General features: G+C 62.4%; 25 protein-coding genes. 11 read left to right on the top strand and 14 right to left on the bottom strand.

Annotation, left to right across the window (positions count from 1 at the left end):
• Positions 1-107 precede the first annotated feature (107 nt).
• Positions 108-1,004 (top strand): DMT family transporter, encoded by an 897-nt coding sequence (locus ACIOVD_RS23045; protein ID WP_095171690.1) that lies wholly within the window; start codon positions 108-110, stop codon positions 1,002-1,004.
• A gap of 31 nt (positions 1,005-1,035) precedes the next feature.
• On the opposite strand, the gene ACIOVD_RS23040 is transcribed toward ACIOVD_RS23045, so the two are convergent.
• From ACIOVD_RS23040 to cysK, 3 genes are all read right to left on the bottom strand, one after another.
• On the bottom strand, positions 1,036-1,899 hold the full coding sequence (locus ACIOVD_RS23040) for a DMT family transporter (protein WP_095171688.1): 864 nt from the start codon (positions 1,897-1,899) through the stop codon (positions 1,036-1,038).
• A gap of 394 nt (positions 1,900-2,293) precedes the next feature.
• Positions 2,294-3,232, bottom strand: coding sequence for an aspartyl/asparaginyl beta-hydroxylase domain-containing protein (locus ACIOVD_RS23035; RefSeq protein WP_401130394.1), 939 nt, complete (start codon positions 3,230-3,232; stop codon positions 2,294-2,296).
• A 267-nt stretch (positions 3,233-3,499) separates the two neighbouring features.
• Positions 3,500-4,474 (bottom strand): cysteine synthase A, encoded by a 975-nt coding sequence (cysK, locus tag ACIOVD_RS23030; protein ID WP_095171684.1) that lies wholly within the window; start codon positions 4,472-4,474, stop codon positions 3,500-3,502.
• A 126-nt stretch (positions 4,475-4,600) separates the two neighbouring features.
• On the opposite strand from cysK, the gene ACIOVD_RS23025 reads away from it, so the two are divergent.
• From ACIOVD_RS23025 to ACIOVD_RS23015, 3 genes are all read left to right on the top strand, one after another.
• Positions 4,601-5,674: a DUF748 domain-containing protein gene (locus tag ACIOVD_RS23025; protein WP_095171682.1), complete on the top strand. Its 1,074-nt coding sequence runs from the start codon at positions 4,601-4,603 to the stop codon at positions 5,672-5,674.
• A 142-nt stretch (positions 5,675-5,816) separates the two neighbouring features.
• Positions 5,817-6,662, top strand: coding sequence for an AAA family ATPase (locus ACIOVD_RS23020; RefSeq protein ID WP_401130391.1), 846 nt, complete (start codon positions 5,817-5,819; stop codon positions 6,660-6,662).
• 12 nt (positions 6,663-6,674) lie between these two features.
• Complete coding sequence (locus tag ACIOVD_RS23015) at positions 6,675-7,853, top strand: VWA domain-containing protein (protein WP_320333869.1); 1,179 nt, start codon at positions 6,675-6,677, stop codon at positions 7,851-7,853.
• 130 nt (positions 7,854-7,983) lie between these two features.
• Here the strand turns inward: ACIOVD_RS23015 and ACIOVD_RS23010 are convergent, their stop codons facing one another.
• From ACIOVD_RS23010 to ACIOVD_RS22995, 4 genes are all read right to left on the bottom strand, one after another.
• Complete coding sequence (locus tag ACIOVD_RS23010) at positions 7,984-8,901, bottom strand: biotin-dependent carboxyltransferase family protein (protein WP_401130388.1); 918 nt, start codon at positions 8,899-8,901, stop codon at positions 7,984-7,986.
• Complete coding sequence (pxpB, locus tag ACIOVD_RS23005) at positions 8,898-9,602, bottom strand: 5-oxoprolinase subunit PxpB (RefSeq protein WP_401130386.1); 705 nt, start codon at positions 9,600-9,602, stop codon at positions 8,898-8,900. The genes ACIOVD_RS23010 and pxpB overlap by 4 nt, the downstream gene beginning before the upstream one ends.
• Entirely contained in the window at positions 9,599-10,351 is a 753-nt protein-coding gene (locus tag ACIOVD_RS23000) for a 5-oxoprolinase subunit PxpA (RefSeq protein ID WP_401130384.1), read from the bottom strand. Before ACIOVD_RS23000 ends, pxpB begins: the two co-directional genes overlap by 4 nt.
• A 67-nt stretch (positions 10,352-10,418) precedes the next feature.
• Positions 10,419-11,711, bottom strand: a complete 1,293-nt coding sequence (locus tag ACIOVD_RS22995) for an MFS transporter (RefSeq protein ID WP_095171674.1) — start codon at positions 11,709-11,711, stop codon at positions 10,419-10,421.
• A 142-nt stretch (positions 11,712-11,853) separates the two neighbouring features.
• Here ACIOVD_RS22995 and ACIOVD_RS22990 point away from each other — a divergent pair, with 142 nt between their 5' ends.
• Positions 11,854-12,771 carry a LysR family transcriptional regulator gene (locus ACIOVD_RS22990; RefSeq protein ID WP_320333865.1) on the top strand — a complete coding sequence of 306 codons (918 nt, stop codon included), beginning with the start codon at positions 11,854-11,856 and terminating at the stop codon, positions 12,769-12,771.
• A 217-nt stretch (positions 12,772-12,988) separates the two neighbouring features.
• Here the strand turns inward: ACIOVD_RS22990 and ACIOVD_RS22985 are convergent, their stop codons facing one another.
• Genes ACIOVD_RS22985 through ACIOVD_RS22975 form a run of 3 tightly spaced genes read right to left on the bottom strand, consistent with a single transcriptional unit; the run spans position 12,989 to position 14,847 of the window.
• Positions 12,989-13,531 carry a DUF2937 family protein gene (locus tag ACIOVD_RS22985; protein WP_095171671.1) on the bottom strand — a complete coding sequence of 181 codons (543 nt, stop codon included), beginning with the start codon at positions 13,529-13,531 and terminating at the stop codon, positions 12,989-12,991.
• A gap of 12 nt (positions 13,532-13,543) precedes the next feature.
• Positions 13,544-14,320, bottom strand: coding sequence for a class II glutamine amidotransferase (locus ACIOVD_RS22980; RefSeq protein ID WP_095171669.1), 777 nt, complete (start codon positions 14,318-14,320; stop codon positions 13,544-13,546).
• A 29-nt stretch (positions 14,321-14,349) separates the two neighbouring features.
• Complete coding sequence (locus ACIOVD_RS22975) at positions 14,350-14,847, bottom strand: MFS transporter (protein WP_095171667.1); 498 nt, start codon at positions 14,845-14,847, stop codon at positions 14,350-14,352.
• A 100-nt stretch (positions 14,848-14,947) separates the two neighbouring features.
• On the opposite strand from ACIOVD_RS22975, the gene ACIOVD_RS22970 reads away from it, so the two are divergent.
• Positions 14,948-17,002, top strand: a complete 2,055-nt coding sequence (locus ACIOVD_RS22970; RefSeq protein WP_401130381.1) for a S9 family peptidase — start codon at positions 14,948-14,950, stop codon at positions 17,000-17,002.
• A gap of 17 nt (positions 17,003-17,019) precedes the next feature.
• On the opposite strand, the gene ACIOVD_RS22965 is transcribed toward ACIOVD_RS22970, so the two are convergent.
• A complete protein-coding gene (locus ACIOVD_RS22965; RefSeq protein WP_095171664.1) occupies positions 17,020-17,310 on the bottom strand; it encodes a hypothetical protein in 291 nt (96 codons plus the stop codon).
• A 93-nt stretch (positions 17,311-17,403) separates the two neighbouring features.
• Here ACIOVD_RS22965 and ACIOVD_RS22960 point away from each other — a divergent pair, with 93 nt between their 5' ends.
• From ACIOVD_RS22960 to ACIOVD_RS22945, 4 genes are all read left to right on the top strand, one after another.
• Positions 17,404-18,090 (top strand): spermidine synthase, encoded by a 687-nt coding sequence (locus tag ACIOVD_RS22960; RefSeq protein WP_095171697.1) that lies wholly within the window; start codon positions 17,404-17,406, stop codon positions 18,088-18,090.
• A gap of 48 nt (positions 18,091-18,138) precedes the next feature.
• Positions 18,139-18,510 carry a YajD family HNH nuclease gene (locus ACIOVD_RS22955; protein ID WP_095171662.1) on the top strand — a complete coding sequence of 124 codons (372 nt, stop codon included), beginning with the start codon at positions 18,139-18,141 and terminating at the stop codon, positions 18,508-18,510.
• A gap of 133 nt (positions 18,511-18,643) precedes the next feature.
• Entirely contained in the window at positions 18,644-19,114 is a 471-nt protein-coding gene (locus ACIOVD_RS22950) for an RNA methyltransferase (protein WP_095171660.1), read from the top strand.
• 78 nt (positions 19,115-19,192) lie between these two features.
• Positions 19,193-19,570: a DUF2892 domain-containing protein gene (locus tag ACIOVD_RS22945; protein WP_401130378.1), complete on the top strand. Its 378-nt coding sequence runs from the start codon at positions 19,193-19,195 to the stop codon at positions 19,568-19,570.
• Positions 19,571-19,587: 17 nt separating this feature from the next.
• On the opposite strand, the gene ACIOVD_RS22940 is transcribed toward ACIOVD_RS22945, so the two are convergent.
• On the bottom strand, positions 19,588-20,811 hold the full coding sequence (locus ACIOVD_RS22940) for a hypothetical protein (RefSeq protein WP_159994284.1): 1,224 nt from the start codon (positions 20,809-20,811) through the stop codon (positions 19,588-19,590).
• 39 nt (positions 20,812-20,850) lie between these two features.
• Complete coding sequence (locus ACIOVD_RS22935; protein ID WP_401130375.1) at positions 20,851-21,300, bottom strand: YcgN family cysteine cluster protein; 450 nt, start codon at positions 21,298-21,300, stop codon at positions 20,851-20,853.
• Positions 21,301-21,582: 282 nt separating this feature from the next.
• Between ACIOVD_RS22935 and ACIOVD_RS22930 the strand changes: the two genes are divergently transcribed.
• On the top strand, positions 21,583-22,176 hold the full coding sequence (locus tag ACIOVD_RS22930) for a nitroreductase family protein (protein WP_095171654.1): 594 nt from the start codon (positions 21,583-21,585) through the stop codon (positions 22,174-22,176).
• A gap of 205 nt (positions 22,177-22,381) precedes the next feature.
• On the opposite strand, the gene ACIOVD_RS22925 is transcribed toward ACIOVD_RS22930, so the two are convergent.
• A complete protein-coding gene (locus ACIOVD_RS22925; RefSeq protein WP_095171652.1) occupies positions 22,382-23,314 on the bottom strand; it encodes a D-2-hydroxyacid dehydrogenase in 933 nt (310 codons plus the stop codon).
• Positions 23,315-23,372: the final 58 nt, after the last annotated feature.

The following is a 23,372-nucleotide window of genomic DNA, read 5'->3' as shown; positions in this document are numbered from 1 at the left end:
CTTATCGTAGGAGCCTGAGCTTAGAGGCCAATTGTCAGGCAACGCAACCATTGCCTTGCCCCCGGCAGGCAGCGACACTGGCGCGCTGATTAATCAAGGAACGCGCTGTGAACCCCGTCGATATTCTGCGTTTGTTGGCCCTGGCTGCCATTTGGGGTGCGAGCTTTCTGTTCATGCGCATCATCGCCCCGGTGATCGGCACTGTCCCCACGGCCTTTTTCCGGGTGTCGATTGCCGCCACCGGATTGTTGCTGATCCTGGCGCTGATGCGCACTCACTGGGATTTTCGCGGTAAGTTCAAGACCGTATTACTGTTGGGGGTGATCAACTCGGGCATCCCGGCAACCATGTATTCGGTGGCCGCGCAAGTGCTGCCCGCCGGCTACTCGGCGATTTTCAACGCCACCACGCCGTTGATGGGGGTGCTGATCGGCGGCCTGTTTTTCAGCGAACGCCTGAGCCTGTCGAAAATGGCCGGGGTGGCCCTGGGCTTGTTTGGCGTGGCCATCCTGACTCGCGCCGGCCCCGTGGCCTTTGACCTGGAACTGCTGATGGGCGCGCTCGCCTGCCTGGTGGCGACCACCTGCTATGGCTTTGCCGGTTTTCTCGCACGGCGCTGGCTCGACCAGCAAGGCGGCCTCGACAGCCGCCTCTCGGCCTTGGGCAGCATGCTCGGGGCCAGCCTGTTCCTGCTGCCGTTGTTCGGCTACAGCGTGATCAGCCAGCCGCCCGAGAGCTGGGGTGGCTGGAGCGTGTGGTTGTCGTTGCTGGGCCTGGGCCTGGGTTGCACCGCCTTCGCCTACATCCTGTACTTCCGCCTGCTGACGTCCATCGGACCGGTCAAGTCGATGACCGTGACCTTCATGATCCCGCCGTTCGGCGTGCTCTGGGGCGCGCTGTTTCTCGACGAGCCGCTGTCAATGGCGCACGTGTATGGCGGCCTGTTGATCACGGCGGCGTTGTGGATGGTGCTGCGCCCGGCCAGGCGGGCGATTCGTCCTTGAATCGCCGCACCAGCCACTGACTACTGAAGCATCACCTCGACTGGCGGAACACAAACACCAGGCCCACGATGATCAACGCCATGCCCAGCAGGCTGAGCATCGCCAGTCGATTACCAAAAATCAGGTAATCCATCACCGCCGTCACCGCCGGCACCAGGTAAAACAGGCTGGTGACATTGACCAGGTTGCCCCGGGCAATCAGGCGGTACAGCAACAGGGTCGCCAGCAGCGACACCACCAGCCCCATCCACAGCACCGGCACGATGAACCCGCTGCTGTGTTCGAAGTGGAACGGCTGGAACGGCACAAACACCGCGCACAACAACAGCCCCGCCAGGTATTGCACCGGCAGCGTGCCGAGCGGGTCCTGGGTGATGTGCTTTTGCATGATGGAGCCGAGCGTCATGCTCACCAGCGCCAGCAGGCCAAAAAACATCCCGGCCAGTGACATCCCGGCCAGGCCAATCCCCTGGTACACCACCATGATCAGCCCCGCCAGGCCCAGCGCCAGCCCAAACATCCGGCGCCCACTACGCTGGCGCTCCATCAGGACCACGGTAAGGATCGGCTGCACTCCCATGATTGTCGCCATCACCCCCGGAGTGACCTTCAAGTCCAGGGCCAGCAGATAAAAGATCTGATAGGCCCCCAACAGCACCAGCCCAGTGGCCGCGGCATACCAGGTCGCTTTGCCCCGCCGGGGCAACTTGAGCTTGAGCAGCGGCACCAACAGCACCAGCCCGCACAAGGCAATGGCAAAGCGGATCAGCAGAAAGGCAAAGGGCGAGGCATGGGCCAGCCCCCACTTGGAGAAAATCGCCCCGCTACTCCAAAGCAGGACGAACAGGCTCGTGGAAGCCGCCGCGAGTGCGGTATTTTTTGAAATGAGCAACATCTGGACCACCTGTCATCAGGCAATAAGCCAATTCAGCCAAGGCTGAAATTCAGTTTTTTGTGTTCAGGTACGACGCAGGGCGCAGCAGCGAATGCTGATCAGCCCGAGCAACCGACACCTGGCGGCGAGACCACCGCGCACACTGGCGTGCGACAGACAGGAGGGGGGTAGTGACTGATCTGCGCAGGCTGCAGATTCCCGCACGGCACGACGTCAGCGTTGACTGCTGAATCGACTACCGCGTTGATGTGGGATGCAGGCATGGGCGGATCTTTTTTCAGGAGAGGAAAGCGCCGGGCTTCAAACCCGGCGAGCGCTGACTATAACCAGCGCTCGACATGGATTGCAACAACCTGCTGCAGGTGGACCGGATATCGGTGTTGCAGGTTGCTGATCAACCGAACAGCCAGTAACCGAGCAGCGTCAACACCAGCACCGCCAACACCGGGCGCAGGATGCGGTACAGCTTGGGGTTGCGACGTTTCCATTGCTTGAACACTGCACTGAACCGGTCGCTGGAGTTCTTGCTCCAGGCATACACCTGGTTGATCCCACCTACCCGCTCGTCATCCAGGTTCTGCGGTGCGGTGGCGCGGCCGAGCAGGCCACTGACCCAGCGGTTGAGGCGGGTCATCAAGCGGTTGCTCAACGGCCGCTCAATGTCACAGAACAGAATGACCCGGGTCTGCTCGGTTTCGTTCTTGACCCAGTGCACGTAGGTTTCATCGAACATCACGTCTTCGCCATCGCGCCAGGCGTAGGGCTGGCCATCGACAAAAATCCGGCAGTCATCGGAGTTCGGCGTGGACAGGCCCAGGTGATATCGCAGGGAGCCGGCAAACGGATCGCGATGGGGGTTGAGGTGACTGCCACCGGGCAACAGGGCGAACATCGCGCCCTTGACGTTGGGAATGCTATTGACCAGCGCGACGGTCCTGGGGCACAGGGCCTCGGCCGAAGGCAGCGCCTTGTCGTACCACTTGAGGTAAAAACGCTTCCAGCCTTTCTTGAAGAACGAACCGAACCCGGCATCGTTATTGTGCTCGGCGGCGCGGATGTAGCCCTCGTCGAACAGATGCATGGCCTCGTCGCGAATCACTTGCCAGTTGTCCCTGAGCACATCCAGTTCGGCAAACTTGCTGCGGTCCAGGTACGGCTTGGAAGGCACCGCGGAAAACAGGTACATCAAGGCGTTGTAGGGGGCGAACAAGGCCGAATGGTTGACGAACTGCCGCAAAACCGGCAATCGCGCCTTGCCGCGCAAGTGCACATAGAGGGTGCTGCCGATAAACAGCAACAACAGCGAAGCCTTGGCGGCGAAAGAAAAACTCATGCAACAACTCCTTGAAAAGTAACGTCACTGCGCAGCGCCATTTACCCGACGTGGCAGGCGGCCATGATACTCATTGCCGACCTTGCAAAAAACCGCACTTCCTAACATTCAGTATTGAGGTTTGCGCAACAAACCTAGTAACACAAGCTTGCTGAACCCTGACTGACCGGGATCAAACCCGATCACCTGCACCCATTACTCCTCGACTGTGGGAGCGGGTGCCTGCTTGCGGCGCCCGCTTGCGGCACTCGCCCCTACCCGCATGCCTTACTGCTGATTCTCCTGCTCGGTGAACAGATCACTGAACAGCATGCTCGACAGATAACGCTCACCGGAGTCAGGCAGGATCACCACAATCGTCTTGCCCTGCATTTCCGGGGTCTCGGCCAGGCGCACGGCCACTGCCATCGCCGCGCCACAGGAAATACCGCACAGGATCCCCTCCTCCTGCATCAAGCGCAGGGCCATGGCCTTGGACTCCTCGTCACTGACCAACTCGACCCGATCGACGATCGACAGATCAAGATTCTTCGGCACAAAACCAGCCCCGATTCCCTGGATCTTGTGCGGGCTCGGCTTGATTTCTTCACCGGCCATCAATTGAGTGATCACTGGCGAGACCACAGGTTCCACCGCCACCGAAAGAATCGGCTTGCCCTGGGTGTGCTTGATGTAACGCGAGATGCCAGTAATGGTGCCACCGGTGCCAACGCCGGCGACCAGCACATCCACTGCGCCATCAGTGTCGTTCCAGATTTCCGGACCGGTGGTCTTTTCGTGGATCGCCGGGTTGGCCGGGTTATCGAACTGCTGCGGCATGAAGTATTGGGTCGGATCGCTGGCGAGGATTTCTGCGGCCTTCTCGATCGCGCCCTTCATGCCCTTGGCCGGTTCGGTCAAGACCAGTTCGGCCCCCAGGGCCTTGAGCACCTTGCGTCGCTCGATGCTCATCGAGGCGGGCATGGTCAGCATCAGCTTGTAGCCACGCGCGGCCGCGACGAACGCCAGGCCGATGCCGGTATTGCCCGAGGTCGGCTCGACGATGGTCATGCCCGGCTTGAGTTTGCCGGTGCTTTCAGCGTCCCAGATCATGTTCGCGCCGATCCGGCACTTGACCGAATAACCCGGGTTTCGCCCTTCGATCTTGGCCAGGATGGTGACACCACGCGGCGCGATACGGTTGATCTGCACCAGCGGCGTATTGCCGATGGAATGGGCGTTGTCAGCAAAAATGCGGCTCATGGCTGGGTCCTTGTACAGCATTGAAGAAGCCTTCAAGGGTATGCCTCGCACCCTTGGGCGTCCAGTCGAGACGAACGTCTGCGCGCCCGCGCAGTCCATCGTTTTATACAACCTGAGCGAGACGCCATGAAACGTCGATACCGTTGGCCCCTCTGGTCGCTGGCCGGCATAACGTTGCTGCTGGTGGCCCTGCACGTCGCCCTGCCCTACCTGGTGCGCGACTACCTGAACGACAAGCTGGCCGAGATGGGTGACTACCGCGGGCAGATCAGCGACGTCGACCTGGCCTTGTGGCGCGGCGCCTACCGGATCAACGGGCTGCAGATCGTCAAGGTCCAGGGCAAGGTTCCGGTACCGTTCGTCAAGGCACCGCTGATCGACCTGTCCGTCAGTTGGCATTCACTGTGGTACGACCACGCCGTGGTGGCCAAGGTGCTGTTCGTCAAACCCGAACTGAATTTCGTCGACGGCGGCAACAAGCAAGCCTCCCAGACCGGTCGTGGCACCGACTGGCGGGCACAGCTGGGCAAACTGCTGCCCATCACCCTGGACGAAGTACGCATCGATAACGGGCGGATTACCTTTCACAACTTCACTTCCAAGCCGCCGGTCGACATGCAGGCCACCCAGGTCGATGCCAGCGTCTTCAACCTGACCAACGTGGTGGACGTCAAAGGCCGACGCGACGCACGTTTCGAGGGCAAGGCCCTGCTGCTGGGGCACGCCCCGCTGGAAACCACCGCCACCTTCGACCCCCTGAGCAATTTCGAGGAGTTCGAGTTCCGCCTGCGGGTCAAGGACATCGAACTCAAGCGCATGAACGACTTCGCCGCGGCCTACGGCAAGTTCGACTTCAATGCCGGCCACGGCGACGTGGTCATCGAAGCCCAGGCCAACAAGGGCCAGCTCAAGGGCTACATCAAGCCCCTGCTGCGTGATGTCGATGTGTTCAACTGGCAGCAGGATGTAGCCAACGAAAAGAAAGGCATCTTCCGTTCGGTCTGGGAGGCATTGGTGGGCACCACTGAAACCGTGCTCAAGAATCAACCGAAAAACCAGTTCGCTACCCGGGTCGAACTCAGTGGCAGCGTGCATAAACAGGACATCAGCGCCTTCCAGGCCTTCCTGCAGATTCTGCGTAACGGCTTCATCAAGGCTTTTAATGCACGATACGAGCAGCCAAAGCCGTCAGCTGACTGAGTCACCATGTGACGCCCCATTCAGAGACTGAATAAGCCGTCTGCGTTCACAGTCGACCGGGCGCCGCGTTATAGTCGGGCATGTGATCTCTTTCCCCCGCCCTGCCCAGCGCAGGTCGGCGCTACTGTTCGAGGAATTACCGATGAAGTTCGAAGGCACCCGCGCATACGTCGCCACCGATGACCTGAAGCTGGCGGTCAACGCCGCCATTACCCTGGAGCGGCCACTGCTGGTCAAGGGTGAGCCGGGCACCGGCAAGACCATGCTTGCCGAGCAACTGGCCGAGTCCTTCGGTGCGCGCCTGATCACCTGGCATATCAAGTCCACCACCAAGGCTCACCAGGGACTGTATGAGTACGACGCGGTCAGCCGCCTGCGCGATTCACAACTGGGCGTGGAAAAGGTCCATGACATCCGCAACTACCTGAAGAAGGGCAAGCTGTGGGAAGCCTTCGAGTCGGAGGAGCGGGTGATCCTGCTGATCGACGAAATCGACAAGGCCGACATCGAGTTCCCCAACGACCTGCTGCAAGAACTCGACAAGATGGAGTTCTACGTCTACGAAATCGACGAGACCATTAAGGCCAAGCAACGTCCGATCATCATCATTACCTCCAACAACGAGAAAGAGCTGCCGGACGCTTTCCTGCGCCGCTGCTTCTTCCACTACATCGCCTTCCCGGACCGCACCACCCTGCAGAAGATCGTCGACGTGCACTACCCGGACATCAAGAAAGACCTGGTCAGCGAAGCGCTGGACGTGTTCTTCGACGTGCGCAAGGTGCCGGGCCTGAAGAAAAAGCCATCGACCTCGGAACTGGTGGACTGGCTCAAGCTGCTGATGGCCGACAACATCGGCGAAGCGGTGCTGCGCGAACGCGATCCGACCAAGGCCATCCCGCCGCTGGCCGGGGCCCTGGTGAAGAATGAGCAGGACGTGCAGTTGCTCGAGCGCCTGGCGTTCATGAGCCGTCGCGGCACCCGCTAAGAGGCTGCTGCCATGCTGCTCAACCTGTTCAATGAAATGCGCGCGGCCAAGGTTCCGGTCTCGGTGCGCGAACTGCTGGACCTGATCAACGCGCTGAAACAGCGCGTGACCTTCGCCGACATGGACGAGTTCTACTACCTGGCGCGGGCGATCCTGGTCAAGGACGAACGGCATTTCGACAAGTTCGACCGGGCGTTCGGTGCCTACTTCAATGGCCTGGAAAAACTCGACGAGCACCTTCAGGCGCTGATTCCCGAAGACTGGTTGCGCAAGGAGTTCGAGCGCTCGCTCAGCGATGAGGAGCGCGCGCAGATCCAGTCCCTGGGTGGCCTGGACAAGCTGATTGAGGAGTTCAAGAAGCGCCTCGAAGAACAGAAGGAACGCCACGCCGGCGGCAATAAGTGGATCGGCACCGGCGGCACCAGCCCTTTCGGCTCCGGCGGCTTCAACCCGGAAGGGATCCGGGTCGGCGATGCCGGCAAGCGCCAGGGCAAGGCAGTCAAAGTCTGGGATCAGCGCGAGTACAAGAACCTCGACGACTCGGTGGAGCTGGGCACACGCAACATCAAGGTGGCCCTGCGCCGGTTGCGCAAGTTTGCGCGCCAGGGTGCGGCGGAAGAGCTGGACATCGATGGCACCATCGACCACACCGCGCGCGATGCCGGGCTGCTGAATATCCAGATGCGGCCAGAGCGACGCAACACGGTGAAGCTGTTGCTGCTGTTCGACATCGGCGGCTCGATGGACGCCCATGTGAAGACTTGCGAGGAGCTGTTCTCGGCCTGCAAGACCGAGTTCAAGCACCTGGAGTACTACTACTTCCACAACTTCGTGTATGAGTCGGTGTGGAAGAACAACATGCGCCGCACCTCCGAACGCACCTCGACCCAGGACCTGCTGCACAAGTACGGCGCTGACTACAAAGTGATCTTCATCGGTGACGCCGCAATGGCCCCCTATGAAATCACCCAGGCTGGCGGCAGTGTCGAGCACTGGAACGAAGAACCGGGTTACGTGTGGATGCAGCGCTTCATGGAGAAGTACAAGAAGCTCATCTGGATCAACCCCTATCCGAAAGATACGTGGGGCTACACCTCTTCGACCAAGATCGTGCGCGATTTGATCGAGGACCAGATGTATCCCCTGACCTTGCGTGGGCTGGAAGAAGGGATGCGGTTTCTCTCCAAATGACCGGTTGAGGGTCGGGCACACCCAAGGCGCACTGTGGGTGTATGCAAAACCTGCTCGCGATGGCCATGGGGCTGTGCCGGCCTCTTCGCGAGCAGGCTCGCTGCCACAATGTCCCTAGCTAAGCCTGCGATCACCTGAACCGCTGCAGCAATTCCCGGTGCTGACGATGCGCGGTCTCCTGCACCACCGGCGCCAGCCGTACCTGCTGACCCGGCAGGCACTGCGCCAGACGGGCCAGGGCCAGTGGCGTCAGCGCCCCCAACCGTGGATAACCGCCAATGGTCTGCCGGTCGTTGAGCAACACGATCGGCTGCCCGTCTGGCGGCACCTGCACCGCGCCCAGCGGAATGCCTTCGGAGATCATCGGCCGGCCCTGATACTGCAAGGCTGGGCCCAGCAAACGCATGCCCATGCGGTCGGCGCGGGTGTCCAGGGTCCAGGCGCTGTTGAAGGCATTGAACAGGCTTTGCCCACTGAACTCACCATGTTGCGCACCCAGCACCAGATCCAGCACCGGCGCACGGCCGAAGTCCGGGCGCTGCTCGACCGGCACTTCGCGCACTGTCGCTGCAGGCCCGGCGTAACTCAGTTCCGCGCCCTTGGCCAGCGGCCGACCGAAGCCGTCCAGTCCGCCCAGCTCCTCCCGCACTACAGTGGCGCAACTGCCCAACACCTGCGGCGCAACGAAGCCGCCGGGCGCCGCCAGGTAAGCCCGCGCGCCCAGCCGCGGTTGGGTGAACTGCAAGCGCTGGCCCTGGCGCAGGATAAAACTGCGCCAGGGTGCCAGGGGCTGGCCATCCAGCAACACGCCGAGGTCGGCCCCCGCCAGCGCCAGACAACAATCGTCCTGCGCCTGCAGGGTCAAGCCGCCGAGCGTCACCTCGATCACCGCTGCCTCCAGCGAGTTGCCCAGCAGGCTGTTGGCCCAGGACATCGACAACCAGTCCGCCGCCCCGCCCTGGGTCACGCCCAGGTGGCGCACACCGAAGCGTCCGGCATCCTGCAACAGGCACAGCGGCGTGCTGGCCTCAATGCTCAAGCGGCTCATGCCGATACCTCCAGCGGGGTGTCATCGCCACCCAAGTTGACGAACTCGGCGTGGCTGACCGCGGCGAAACGCACGGTATCACCCGGCTGCATCAGGCTGTAGCCATCCCGGCCACGGTCAAACAATCTGACCGGGGTGCGGCCAATCAGGTTCCAGCCACCCGGCGACACCACCGGATAGGCCGCCGTCTGGCGCTCGGCAATCCCGACGCTGCCGGCCGCCACCCGCTTGCGCGGGGTATTGAGGCGCGGCGCGGCCAGCACTTCTTCCACCAGGCCCATGAAGGCAAAACCCGGGGCAAACCCAAGGGCGAACACCTGGTACTCGCGCTCACTGTGCCGGCGGATCACCTCATCCACTGCCAAGCCACTGCGCTGCGCCAGCAGGCTCAGCTCCGGGCCGACACTTGGGTGGTACCAGACCGGCAGCACATGACATTGACCACTGGCCTGGGCATCCGGCGTCAGACCGTTCAGCGCCTGGGCAATCAGCTCCCGAGCCTGGGCCGGGCTCAGGGCGAGCAGGTCGTAATGCACCATCAAGGTGGTGTAGGACGGCACCAGGTCGATCAGGTGCCCGGCGAAATTTTCCCGTAGCCGCACGCAGGCAGCGAGCATCCACGGCATGTTGCTTTCGGAGATCTCATCGAACAGACGGACCATCAGGCAATCGATCGCTACCACTTCAACCCGTGGCTTCATGATGGGCTCTGCTGATTCAAGGCCTCGCGGATACGCTGCACGGCTGCCACGGAACTAGCGTTGTCACCGTGCACACACAGGGTGTTGGCCTGCAGCAACAAAGGGCTGCCGTCGCTGGCGAGCAACTCACCGCCACGGGCAATGATCAGCGCCTGCTCGATGATTTTCTCGGCAGCGTGATGCACCGCGCCCGGCAACTGCCGCGACACCAGGTGCCCGGCGCTGTCGTAGGCACGATCGGCGAAGGCTTCGAACCACAGCGTCACACCGTACTCATCGCCCAACGCCTGGGCCGCGCGGTTGTCACGGGTGGCCATCAGCATCAGCGGCAGTTGCCGGTCGTAGGCCGCGACGGCCTGGATCACGGCGCGCAACTGCGCCGGGTTGGCCATCATGTCGTTGTACATCGCGCCGTGGGGTTTGACGTAGCTCACGCGTGCACCCTGGGCGCGGCAGATGCCGTCCAGCGCGCCGACCTGATAATGCAGCAGGTCCTGGATTTCCTGGGCGCTGTAGGCCATGGACCGGCGGCCAAACCCTTGCAGGTCCTGATAGGCCGGATGGGCGCCGATCCGCACGCCATGGCTCAGGGCCAGGCTGACAGTCTGGCGCATGATGCTGGGGTCACCGGCATGGAAACCGCAGGCGATGTTGGCGCAATCAATGAACGGCATCACCTCGGCATCCAGACCCATGGTCCAGTTGCCAAAGCTTTCGCCGATATCGCAGTTCAGTAACAGGCGGCTCACGGTGAGTGCTCCTGTGAATTTTTATCGTTTTGACCACGGGGCTTCGAGCAGCCCCGCAGATTAGCAGTTACTGCGCGTCGAGTTGCTTGCCACGGGTTTCCGGCAGGCTCAGGGCCGCCAGGATCACCACACCGTAGGACACCGCCGCGAACGCCCCAATCCCCACACTGAGCGGCACGGTCTGGCTGAGCAGGCCGATCAGCAGCGGGAACAGCGCCGCCAGAGCGCGGCCGACGTTGTAGCAAAAACCCTGGCCCGAGCCCCGGATGCGAGTCGGAAACAGCTCGGTGAGGAAGGCGCCCATGCCGCTGAAGATGCCCGAGGCAAAAAAGCCCAGGGGAAAGCCCAGCCACAACATCACGCCATTGCTGACCGGCAACTGGGTGTAGAGCAGGACAATGGTGAACGAACCAACCGCGAACAGAATGAAGTTTTTCTTGCGCCCCAGAATATCGGTCAGATACGCGCTGATCACGTAGCCGACGTAGGAGCCGACAATCACCATGGCCAGGTACCCGCCGGTGCCGAGCACGCTCAAGCCACGCTCGTTTTTCAGGAAAGTCGGCAGCCAGGAAGTGATTGCGTAGTACCCGCCGAGGGCGCCGGTGGTCAGCAGCGAGGCGCGAATCGTGGTGCTGAGCATGCCGGGGGCGAAGATCTCGTAGAACTTCGACGGGTTGCTCGGCTCCTGGCGGGCCTTGGCTTCACGATAGATTTCCGGGTCCTTGACCAGGCGACGGACGAAGATCACAAACACGGCGGGCACGATGCCCAACAGGAACAGCGCGCGCCAGGCATCTTCGGGCGGCAGCAGGGAAAACAGCACGGCGTAGAGGATCGCCGTCAGGCCCCAACCCAGGGCCCAGCCCGATTGCACCATGCCCACGGCCTTGCCGCGGTCCTTGGCGCGAATCACTTCGCCGATCAGTACTGCGCCGGCGGTCCACTCACCACCGAAACCAAAGCCCATCAAGGTCCGGGCGATCAGCAGTTGCTCGTAGTTTTGCGCGAAGCCGCAGAGGAAGGTGAAGAAGGCGAACCACAGCACGGTGAGTTGCAAGGTGCGCACCCGGCCGATGCGGTCGGAGAGGATCCCGGCGACCCAGCCACCGATGGCCGAGGCGATCAGGGTGCTGGTGTGGATCAAGCCGGCTTCGCCGGTGGTGATGCCCCACATCGCGATGAGCGTCGGCACCACGAAGCTGAGCATCTGGGTGTCCATGCCATCCAGGCCATAACCGATCTTGCAGCTCCAGAAGGTACGGCGCTCTTGCTGGTTGATGTTGCGATACCAGTCAAAGGGACCGGGGCGGCTGCCGACCGGGGTCTGGACGGCGTCGGTCGTGTCGGGCGCACTCATGGCGAATCTCCGCGTAATTTTTATTGGTATTGTTCTGAGCCGCTACGACGCATATCGTGGGCTCTGGCGCATTTTTCGACGACGGCGCCCTGCCCGTCCAACTAATAAAACCCCTGCCAAGACATAAGAAAAAGTTGATCTCATGAACCTCAAGTTCCTCGAAACCTTTGTCTGGGTCGCCCGGCTGAAAAGTTTTCGTCTCACCGCCGATAAGCTGTTCACCACCCAGGCCTCGATTTCCAGCCGCATCGCAGTGCTCGAAGGCGAGCTGGGGGTGAAGCTGTTCCTGCGCGATTCGCGGGGCGTGAAGCTGACGCCCGAAGGCTTGAAGGTGCTCGACTATGCCGAGCAAATGATCGACACCATGCAGGCGCTCAAGCAGTCCCTGGAAACCCGTTCGAGCAAGGCCGGTCGGGTGCGTATCGGGGTGATGGACACGGTGATCCACACTTGGCTCAGCCCGCTGGTGGCGCAAATCACCGATCACTATCCGTTACTGGAAATCGAGCTGGTCGCCGATACCTCGCTCAACCTCTGCGATCAACTGCAAAAAGGCTTTCTCGACCTGATCCTGCAAACCGATCTGCTGCGCCAGGAAAGCGTGCGCAGCCTGGAGCTGGCCAGCCACCCGATCGGCTGGATCGTCGCCAGCAACTCGATCTACAACCGCGAGTACGCGAGCATCGCCGAACTGGCCCGCGAGCGAATCATCACCTACTCGAAAAACTCCCACCCGCACCAGGAAGTGCTCAGTTTGATGCAGGCCAACGGCGTGCTCGCGCCGCGCCTGAACTGTGTGAACTCGGTGTCGGCGATCACCCGCCTGCTGCGTGACGGCTTCGGCATTGGCGCCTTGCCGCCGGTACTGGTGAGCGAAGAACTGGCGCGCGGCGAATTGACCCTGCTGGCCATCGACCAGCGCCCGCCCAACCTGCAGGTGGTGGTGTCGTGGCGAGTGGGTGCGGAATGGGTCGAGGAGATTGTCGCGCTGTGCCAGCAGGTGGTGGAGGACTACGGGCGCAAGGTGGGTGAGGACTACATCGTGCTGGCGCCTACCTGATACGCGTCATCGTTGACGCCCGTCTTCTCGCGATGAGGCCAGTACCTGCGACATCGATGGGGCCTGACACACTGCTATCGCGGGCAAGCCCGCTCCCACACGGTCCTTGGTGTATGCAGGATCTGCGAGCAGCCAAATTCACATTGTGGGAGCGGGCTTGCCCGCGATGGGGCCTGCACAGTCGGCATCGACGGTGACTGACGCACCGTCATCGCAGTTACAACCCGCGCAAATCCCGCTCTTCAATCGGCCGGCTCTGGCGCAGGCGCTTGCCGCCCAGCACCACCCAGTCGATCAGGCGGAACAGGCATTCCAGACCGAACGACAGCAGCATCGCCCCGCCCAGACCCCAGGCCATGGCTTCGGGGGTCAGCAGGATCTGGTAGCTGTAGCCGTTCCAGGTTTCCTGGCGAATGTCCGGATCGGCCGCCAACGCCACTTGCAGGACGCGGATGTACCACGGGCCTTGCATGGCCTGGAACTGCTTGTCCAACGCCACCTGGCGGGTGAGCAAGGTGTTCAGGCTGTCGGCGTCGCTGCGAAAGATCGGGTCTTCGCTGGCGCGGTAGTGGGCCACCAGCGCTTGCAGGTCACCCTTGAAAAACTGCTCGGCGGTGTTCTGGAAACCTTGCAGGCCGGTCTGCGACTCGATCAGGTGGGCTTCGACCCGCTTGGCGTAGTCATTGATGAAACCAGGCACCTGGACGCCCACCAACAGGCCGATGGCAAACAACACCAGACGCACATAACTGAGCAACATAGCGGCGGATCCCTATTCGGTCTGGCCGTGGCTGACGCATTCGCCGCGCCGCCACAGGCTCCATTGGCCCGGTTCGTAGCGAGTCCAGGTTTCGTTTTCGGTCAACGGCTCGGTGGCGATCACGGTCACCACATCGTTGGGAGTGGTCTCGGCCTGGAAGTCGACAATCACGTCCACGTCCTTCAGGCGCGCCGGGCCAAAGGGGGCGCGGCGGGTGATCTGCGCCAGCTTGGTCGAGCAATAGCAGAACAGCCAGTCGCCGTCGCTCAGCAGGCAGTTGAACACGCCCTTGCTGCGGTATTCGGCGCAGGCGGCCACCAGGCTCGGCAGCAATTGCTCGACCTCCACCGGCTCGGGGAAGGCGGCACGCACTCGGTTGAGCAAATCGCAGAACGCCGCTTCGCTGTCGGTATCGCCCACCGGCCGGTAAAAGCTGGCCGTTGGCTGGAACCCGGCGAGCTGGCCGTTATGCGCGAAACACCAGTTGCGTCCCCACAACTCACGCACGAAGGGATGGGTGTTGGACAGGCAGACCTTGCCGACGTTGGCCTGGCGGATATGGCCGATCACCACTTCGCTCTTGATCGGATAACGCTGCACCAGTTGCGCGACTTCTGAATCGCAACTCGCCGCCGGGTCCTGGAACAAGCGCAGGCCACGGCCTTCGTAAAAGGCGATGCCCCAGCCATCGCGGTGCGGGCCGGTGCGCCCGCCGCGCTGCATCAGCCCGGTAAAGCTGAACACGATATCGGTCGGGACATTGGCGCTCATGCCCAATAACTCACACATGCCGGGACTCTCGCTTCAATGCAGGGCTATCAGAGACGGGGTTCGACTCGCGAACGCTGGGGGTTGCTCGGCACAGGGGGGCGACCATAACGATCATCGCCGGCCCCGCCGAAGGGTTGGTCGTCCTCGGGATCAGCCGCCTGGGCCGCGGCCTGGGCGGCAGCGGACTGCTGCTTGCGCGCCTTGGCGGCACGCTCGATTGGCAGACGGATCAGCACGAACACCAGGTACAGCGCGAGGGCGATGATGCCGTACATGAACAGGTCGGAGATGGCGCGCCAGGCGTTGTTGCCGACCTTGAACAGCAGGTCGAGGGCGGTAATGGCGATGGCCGGGGCGAATTTTTCCTTCACCGGGTCGATGATGGTCGGGCTGAACAACAGCACCGCCATGATCAGGCGCAGCGGCTCACGCAAGTAGCGCCACATCCAGCGGGTCATGCGCATCCACACCAACAGGCAGCCCAAAGCGGCAAAGGCGTATAGGCCCCAAGCGATCAGATAGTCGTTCTCGGTCATGGTGTCCATGGCATGGCAGGCAAAGAGGCGCTTATGATAACGGCTTTTCACTGATCAGGCTGCACCGCTGTCCGTGAAGCCCTTTTTGCACACTTGCCGAGAGCCACCCATGCCCCATTGTGCCCACGCCAGTAGCGCCCCGATTGCCCACAAGGCCGACGGGGATGACCCGTACGCCTGGCTGCAGGAACGGGACACGGCGCCCGTGCTCGACTACCTCAAGGCCGAAAACGCCTATCAGCAAGCCATGCTGGCCGACCAGGCCGAGCTGCGTGAAAGCCTGTTCAACGAAATCAAGGGACGGATTCTCGAAACCGACCTGTCGCTGCCCTCCCCTTGGGGTCCGTACCTGTACTACACCCGCACCACCGCCGGTGACGAGTACGCCCGGCATTACCGCTGCCCATGCCCGGCCGATGACGGTTTGCAGGTTGATGAAAGCGCCGAAGAATTGCTGCTGGACCCCAACGTGCTGGCCAACGGCGGCTTTTTCTCCCTGGGCGCCTTCAGCATCAGTCCCGACCACCGGCGCCTGGCCTACAGCCTCGACACTACGGGCGAGGAGATTTACACCCTGTTCGTCAAGGAACTGGCCAGCGGCAAGGTCAGCGAGCTTGCGTTCGAGGATTGCGACGGCAGCATGACCTGGGCCAACGACAGCCTGACGCTGTTCTTCGCCGAGCTCGACGACACCCATCGCCCGCACAAGCTGTACCGCTACCGCCTGGATGGCACGGTGGCCGAAGAAGTGTTCCATGAGCCCGACGGGCGGTTTTTCCTGCACTGCTATCGCGCCAGCTCCGAACGCCAGTTGCTGGTGTCGCTGGGCAGCAAGACCACCAGCGAAGTCTGGGCACTCGACGCCTCCCAGCCGCAGCAGGCCTTCAGTTGCCTGGCGCCGCGGGTCGAAGACCATGAGTACGACGTCGATCACGGCCTGCTCGACGGGCAATGGAGCTGGCTGATCCGCACCAACCGCGATGGCATCAACTTCGCCCTGTACCAGGCCCCGGACACGGGACGGGTACCGAGCGAGGACCAGTGGCAGAACCTGATCCCCCACAGTGACGAGGTCATGCTCGAAGGCCTGAGCCTGAACGCCAGCGCCATGACCCTGAGCCTGCGGATCGGCGGCTTGCCGATAATCGAAGTTCACCCACAGGGCCTGCCGACGTATCGCGTGCAACTGCCGGACGCGGCCTACAGCCTGTATGTACAGAACAGCCTGGAGTTTGTCAGCGACCGGATCCGCCTGCGTTATGAAGCGCTGAATCGCCCGGCCCAGGTACGCCAGTTGGAACTGGCCAGCGGCGCGCAGCACGTCCTCAAGGAAACCCCGGTGCTCGGCCCTTTCGATGCAGATGCCTATGTCAGCCAGCGCCTGTGGGCGACGGCCCCGGATGGCACCCAGGTGCCGATCAGCCTGGTGGTCAAGCGCGAAATGCTCGGCCAGCCGACCCCGCTCTACCTCTATGGCTACGGCGCCTATGGCGAAAGCCTCGACCCGTGGTTCTCCCATGCGCGCCTGAGCCTGCTGGACCGTGGCGTGGCTTTTGCTATCGCCCATGTCCGCGGTGGCGGTGAGCTGGGCGAAGCCTGGTACCGCGCCGGCAAACAGCAACACAAGCAGAACAGCTTCGACGATTTCATCACCTGCGCCGAACACCTGATCGCCAACGGTTTCACCAGCGCTGCGCAACTGGTGATCAGCGGTGGCAGCGCCGGTGGCCTGTTGATCGGCGCGGTGCTCAACCAGCGCCCGGAGCTGTTCGCCGCGGCCATTGCCGAAGTGCCCTTTGTCGACGTGCTCAACACCATGCTCGACCCGGACCTGCCGCTGACCGTCACCGAATACGATGAGTGGGGCAACCCGCAAGAGCCCGAGGTCCATGCACGGATCAAGGCCTACGCCCCTTACGAAAACGTCCGCGCGCAAGCGTACCCGGCGACCCTGGTGATTGCCGGCTACAACGACAGCCGCGTGCAGTACTGGGAAGCCGCCAAGTGGGTGGCGAAACTGCGGGTGACCAAGACCGACGACAACCTGTTGCTGCTCAAGACCGAACTGGGTGCCGGGCACGGCGGCATGAGCGGGCGTTACCAGGGCCTGCGCGACGTGGCCCTGGAATACGCCTTTGTGTTCAAGGTATTGGGGATCGCCTGAGGCGCCCTATCGGCGTTTCAACCGCCCGGGGTCTTGCTCTTTGCCGGGGTTGGTTCCAGCCCCGGCAAGGTCTGGGCCTTGGGCGGATTGGGCTTTTCGATAGGCGGCAACAGCAGCTCACGGCTGCTGCCACTGCCGGCCTTGGGCACTGGCGTGGGGGTGATCTGCGGATAAGGCGTGGGGGTTGCGGTGCCGGGAGAGCCGGGGGCCGCTGAAGGGGTAACCGGGATTGCCTGCAACTCTTGCGCGTGACCCGCACTAATCGAGAGCGCGGCCAACACAATGACCGTTAGAATGGTGCGCTTCATCAATGGCTCCGTTGCCCTTGCTTGATGCTTCAAGGCTACTCCCAACCGCGCAAGAATGCCCTGATCAATGCCAGTTTTCCCAATGAGATTCCCATGAAACGTTTCGTTCTGCTCGACACCACCCCAATCCCCGAAAACGGCGGAGCCCTGTGCCTGTTCGAGTACGGCGAGGATTTCGTCATCAAGATCCAGGGCGGCGATGGCGGGCAACTGATGAACACCCGCATGCACGGCTCCGAAGACGCCCTGGCGGAGATTCCCTGCCGCAAGGTGGCTGGCCGGCCGAACTCGCGGGTGCTGATCGGCGGCCTGGGCATGGGCTTCACCCTCGCCTCGGCGCTCAAGCACCTGGGCAAGAGCGCTGAAGTGGTGGTCGCCGAGCTGGTGCCGGGGGTGGTGGAGTGGAACCGTGGCCCTCTGGGCGAGAAAGCCGGCAAGCCGCTACTGGACCCGCGCACGGTGATCCGCATGGAAGACGTGGCCAAGGTCCTGCAGGCTGAACCCCAGGGCTTCGACGCAATCATGCTCGACGTCGACAACGGCCCCGAAGGCCTGACCCAGAAAGCCAACAGTTGGCTGTACTCCGCCGGTGGCCTGGCCGCCTGCGCCAAGGCCCTGCGCCCCAAGGGCGTGCTGGCCGTGTGGTCGGCCAGTGCCGACCGGCAGTTTTCCGACAAACTGAAAAAAGCCGGCTTCAAGGCCGAAGAGGTGCAGGTGTTCGCCCATGGCAACAAGGGCACTCGCCACACCATCTGGATTGCCGAGAAGCTCAAGGGCTGAGCTAAACTCTGTTGATAACCGTCATTCGTCTTCTACAAAGGTGAACCCATGAGTTCGTCCACCCCAACCAACACCTCGAAACTGGACCGAATCCTCGCTGATAACCAGCGCGACAAGGAAATGGGTTACCGCGACAAGGCCCTGAAGATGTATCCGCACGTCTGCGGGCGCTGCACCCGTGAGTTCTCCGGCAAGCGCCTGAGCGAGTTGACCGTGCACCACCGCGACCACAACCACGACAACAACCCGCAGGACGGTTCCAACTGGGAGCTGTTGTGCCTGTATTGCCATGACAACGAACACTCGCGCTATACCGACCAGCAGTACTTCAGCGAAGGCTCCCTGAGCACCCCGAAAATCGCCAAGGCAACCCACAACCCGTTTGCCGCGTTGGCCGGGCTGATGAAAAAAGACGATTGAAAAGGTTGCTTCATCGCGAGCAGCGCTCCGTCTGCTCGCGATGGTGATGCCGCAAACACCAGCAATCCGCAAATCAGACACCCTCCCCCATTCCCCGTATAATCGCGCTCTTTTTCCCGAAGGCACCCCGCTCGTGGCAGACAAACGGTACAGCTGCATTGGTTTGTATAACCCCAAATCACCGGAGAACGTTGGCTCGGTGATGCGCGCCGCTGGCTGTTATGGCGTGGCCTCGGTGTTCTACACCGGCAAGCGCTATGAACGCGCCGCCGACTTCGTCACCGACACCAAGCGGGTGCACTACGACATTCCGCTGATCGGCATCGACGACCTGAAGAAAATCCTCCCGCTGGGCTGCGTCCCAGTCGCGGTCGAACTGGTGGAAGGCGCCCGCTCGCTGCCCGAGTACACCCACCCGGACCGCGCGCTGTACATCTTCGGCCCCGAAGATGGTTCGCTGGACAAAGAGATCCGCGACTGGTGCGAAGACGTGGTCTACATTCCCACCACCGGCTGCATGAACCTGGCCGCCACCGTCAACGTGGTGCTGTACGACCGCATGGCCAAGGGCCTGAATACCCGTTCCGGACCTAAATTCCGCTGATCGGCCCCACGCCCGATGGAACGACTCGCGCACTGGCGCAGTCAGTTTTATATCCATTGCCCCTTGAGGAGAAAGATGATGAACGAACTCAAACGCGTAGAGCGTATCGACTCCACTCCCTTTCAGACCCAACCCACCCAGAACGTGCACGGCTGGGAACGCATCGGCTCGCTGGCGGGTGGCGTGGTGATGGTGGGCAAGGGCCTGCGCCGTGGCGGCGTGTTCGGCCTGATCCAGGTGGCGCTCGGTGGCGTCGCCCTGGCGCGGGGTATCACCGGTCATAGTTCGGCAAAAAGCTTCCTGGAAAAAAGCCGCCAGGACCTGGACAACGTCCGCGCGAAAATCGAACGGGCCGGCGAGGACCTGAAAATCCTCAAGGCCAATGCCGAGGCCACGACCCACACTGCGTCAGTGGCCAGAAACGATTCGTTGAACTCACCCAAGTCTGGGGTGTAAACCCCGCGACGCACGCGCTAGTGCAACAACTCGCTGCCCAGGACCTTCGATGGCTCGCCGATGATGCTTTCGGCCAATGCCACGAACTCCTGGGTGCTGATCCGTTCCAGGTGCATGGCACCGCGGAGCATGTCGTCGAGTGAGCGCTTGTTGCGGGTCTTCAGGCGAATCTCGCGATCCAACTCCTGCATCAGCAATACCGCCCTGGCCACCTGGGCCGGATTGGCCTGCTCGCCGCGCAGGCTACTGACTCCATGGCCGGTCTTGGCCAGGCTGTTTTCCAGCACCTGATAGCGCTCATCGCTAATGCCGCCGGCCCGGCGCAGCAGTTCAATGGCGTAGTACTCGGCAAACCCTTCGCTGATCCAGTCACTGCGCTCTTCGTCGCTGATCCGCGCGAACATCTGCGCCAGTTCACGCAACAACGGGCTGTTGCCGCTTTCGCTGATCAGCGGCAGACGGCTGTGCAGGTAAATCGATTCATGCCCGGCCGTGCTGCCGCGCCACATCGGGTCGGCGGCGCCGACGATCAGCAACTTGCCCGGATGGCGAGGATACAGCGCCTGCACCTGCGGCCAGACGAATGTCAGCAGGGTCAGCACGTCCATGCGGCGCATACCCTGCCCGCGCGGCGAGGCAACCGTGACTTCGGTCTCGCCCAGACGAGTGCGGCGCGTGCCCAGGTTGCCGGCGAGCATCCAGCCGGTGGGTCGGTCAAACAGTCGGGAGACGTTATCGATACGAAAGCGGTTCTTGCCAATCCGCGGCCAGGCCGTCTCGATGCTTTTCCAGCCCGCTGGCAATTCGAACACCAGGCGCGCCACCAACTCGATGCCATCTTGTTGATCCAGGCGCGCTGCCGGCACCAGGTCATCACCGCGCATCAAGGCCCAGTTCGGCGTCATGCGGGTCTCGAAGGTGGTGTTCTTGCGTGGCTGGCTGATACGCACCCGATAGGTCAGGCTGGCCTTGTCGGGGGCAGGTCGCCAGACGCCGCGCACAGCCTTGCCCGGGGTCAATTGCCACTGGCCGTCGGCCTTGAAATCGCTGTAGCGGCTGCCGTCCGCCAGGTCAAAATCGAGGCTGCGCACCGCCGAGCCCTGAGCCAGGGTCACGCGCACTTCGGCCTGGTCGCTTTGCGGCAACAGGCGCACGTGGTAATCCAGATCGACCTTCTTGGCCGCCCACACCGATGAACTCAGCACCAGCAGCGACAATGCCAATGACAAGCGCACAGCCATACACACTCCTTCGTGATTCACTTGGACAACGCGCGGCGCTTAACCTGCGCGAAAAATCAGATGATCTTCCCAATCATCCTCGGCCACACTGCCCTCGGCGAGCATGCGCCCCGACTGAGAGATTCGCTCTTGGTGCACCGCGTCGCGATCGCCGCACACCAGGTGATGCCAGAGCGGCAAGTCCTTGCCTTCACTGACCAGGCGATAACCGCAGGTCGGCGGCAACCACTTGAACTCATCGGCCTTGCCCGGCGTCAGCTGGATGCAGTCCGGCACCGACTCGCGGCGGTTCGGGTAGTCGCTGCACTGACAGGTCTTGAGGTCCAGCAGTTTGCAGGCGATACGCGTGTAATAGACGCTGTTGTCGTCTTCATCCTCGAGCTTTTGCAGGCAGCACAGACCACAGCCATCGCACAACGACTCCCACTCCTGCTGGTCGAGTTGGGCGAGGGTCTTGCGTATCCAGAACGGTTCAACTTTGGCGGCCATAGTTCAAGCATCTGCATCAGCGGTGGAAAAGGCCGCCAGTCTAGTGCCCAAGCCCCCGCGGGCCAAGCGCTGGCGACTGCCGGTACGCCGGCACTTGTCAGTTTTCCCGCGGCGCAGTAGCTTTGCAGGTCACAACGACCCCGGCCCAGGGTGCCATCAACGCCCACCGCGTTGCACCCGGGCGAGCTGCCAGGGGTCGCAAAAACCCCACTGCCCAGCCAACTGTGCGCCCCCGGTTTTTATTGCTGTGTACCCTCATCGACCTTGCCAGGAATCTCTTTCATGAGCGCCAATCCCCGCGTTGCCGAATATGCCATCCACCCGCAGTTCACCGATCGCTGGTCGCCACGGGCCTTTACCGGTGAAGCCATCCCGGAAGAAACCCTGCTGAGCTTTTTCGAAGCCGCCCGCTGGGCACCTTCGGCCTACAACTCGCAACCTTGGCGGTTTCTCTACGCGCGCCGGGACACGCCGAACTGGGAGCGCTTCCTCGGCCTGCTGAATGAGTTCAACCGTGGCTGGGCCCAGCACGCGTCGGCGCTGGTGATCGTGATCTCGAAAACCACCTTCACCGCGCCTGGTGCCGAGGCCGAAACCCCGGCCTTGTGGCACACCTTCGACACCGGCTCGGCCTGGGGCCACCTGGCCCTGCAAGCCTCCATCAGCGGCTGGCACACCCACGGCATGGCCGGCTTCGATCAGGAGCTGACCCGCAAGGAGCTGAATATTCCAGAAGGCTACGCGCTGCACGCCGCCGTGGCGATCGGCAAGCTGGGCGACAAGGCCACCCTGGCCGAGTACCTGCAAGCCCGAGAAGTACCAAGCCCACGCCGGCCGCTGAGCGAACTGGCGGCCGAGGGTGATTTCACCCTGTAAGCACAGTAATTCCTGGGGGTTGCTAATCCCCCACATACCCACAAAACCCTTGTGGGAGCGAGCTTGCTCGCGATGGCGTTGGGTCAGGCACCGACGATGTTAGCTGGGCTGGCCTCATCGCGAGCAGGCTCGCTCCCACAGTGATTCTGGGTGGTTGCAAATGCTCCATACACCCACAGTGGGGGTTGGGGTTACTGGGGTTGTCTCAATAGCCGCGGTTGAAATCCACTTCGCCGCGCAGCGCTTCCCCGGCCTGATAAGCCCGCAGGTTTTCGACAAACAGCTGCGTCATCAGCGCCGGTGAAGTCGGTGCCGAGCTGTGGCCGGTCAACAGCAAGCCCCAGGCGGTCCAGAATGGGTGCCGCTGGGGCAGCGGTTCCTGGCGGCAGACATCGATGACCGCGCCAGCCAGGTGCCCTTCCTTCAAGGCTTCCACCAGGTCGGCATCGACCACCGCCACACCGCGCCCGGCGTTGATCAGCAGGCCCGTAGGCTTGAACTGCTTGAACAGCGCGGCATCGTACAGGTCATGGGTGCTCGGAGTGTTGGGCAGCAGGTTAACCACATAATCGACCTCACCCACCAGGCGCCCGAGGTCCTGCAACCCGGCTACTTCGATGAACGGTGCCTGTTCACGAGGCGTGCTGGCGATGCCGTACAACTGCACACCAAATGGCTTGAGGAACTCGGCAACGCTCTGGCCAATGTCCCCGGTGCCGACGATCAGCACCTTGCGCCCGACCAGGCTCTGGCCTTGGCGGCTGTCCCACTTGCGCTCGACCTGGCTGACCAGGCGCGGCAGCACTTCGCGCTCATGTCCGAGCATGTAGGTGAGCACGTACTCGGCCATCACCTGGCCAAAAATCCCCACGGCGCGGGTCAGGCGGTAATGCCGTGGAAGCCCTTCTACCAGCAGCGGCGTGATGCCGGCCCAGGTCGACTGCAGCCACTGGGGCTGGTGGCCTTGGCGCAACAGCGTTGCCAGCAAGTCGGGCTGCCCCAGCCACACCGGGCAGTCGGCAGCCAGGTTGGCCAGTTCCGCGGAGTCGCCGCTGGTCATGACCTGCAGCTCGGGTGCCAGCTGTCCCAGGAGTTGGGCATACACAGCGTGGTCGTGTTCGGCAATCAGAACGCGCATGGTTCAAACCTTAAAAAACAGTGCACAAGGCCGCCGAGGGAGTGCGCTCCCCCGTTTG

Origin of the sequence: Pseudomonas sp. NPDC087626 (assembly GCF_044743405.1) — a bacterium.
Lineage (GTDB): Bacteria > Pseudomonadota > Gammaproteobacteria > Pseudomonadales > Pseudomonadaceae > Aquipseudomonas.
The sequence above is the reverse complement of the archived record's forward strand: the minus strand, read 5'-3'. Positions and strand labels throughout refer to the sequence as shown.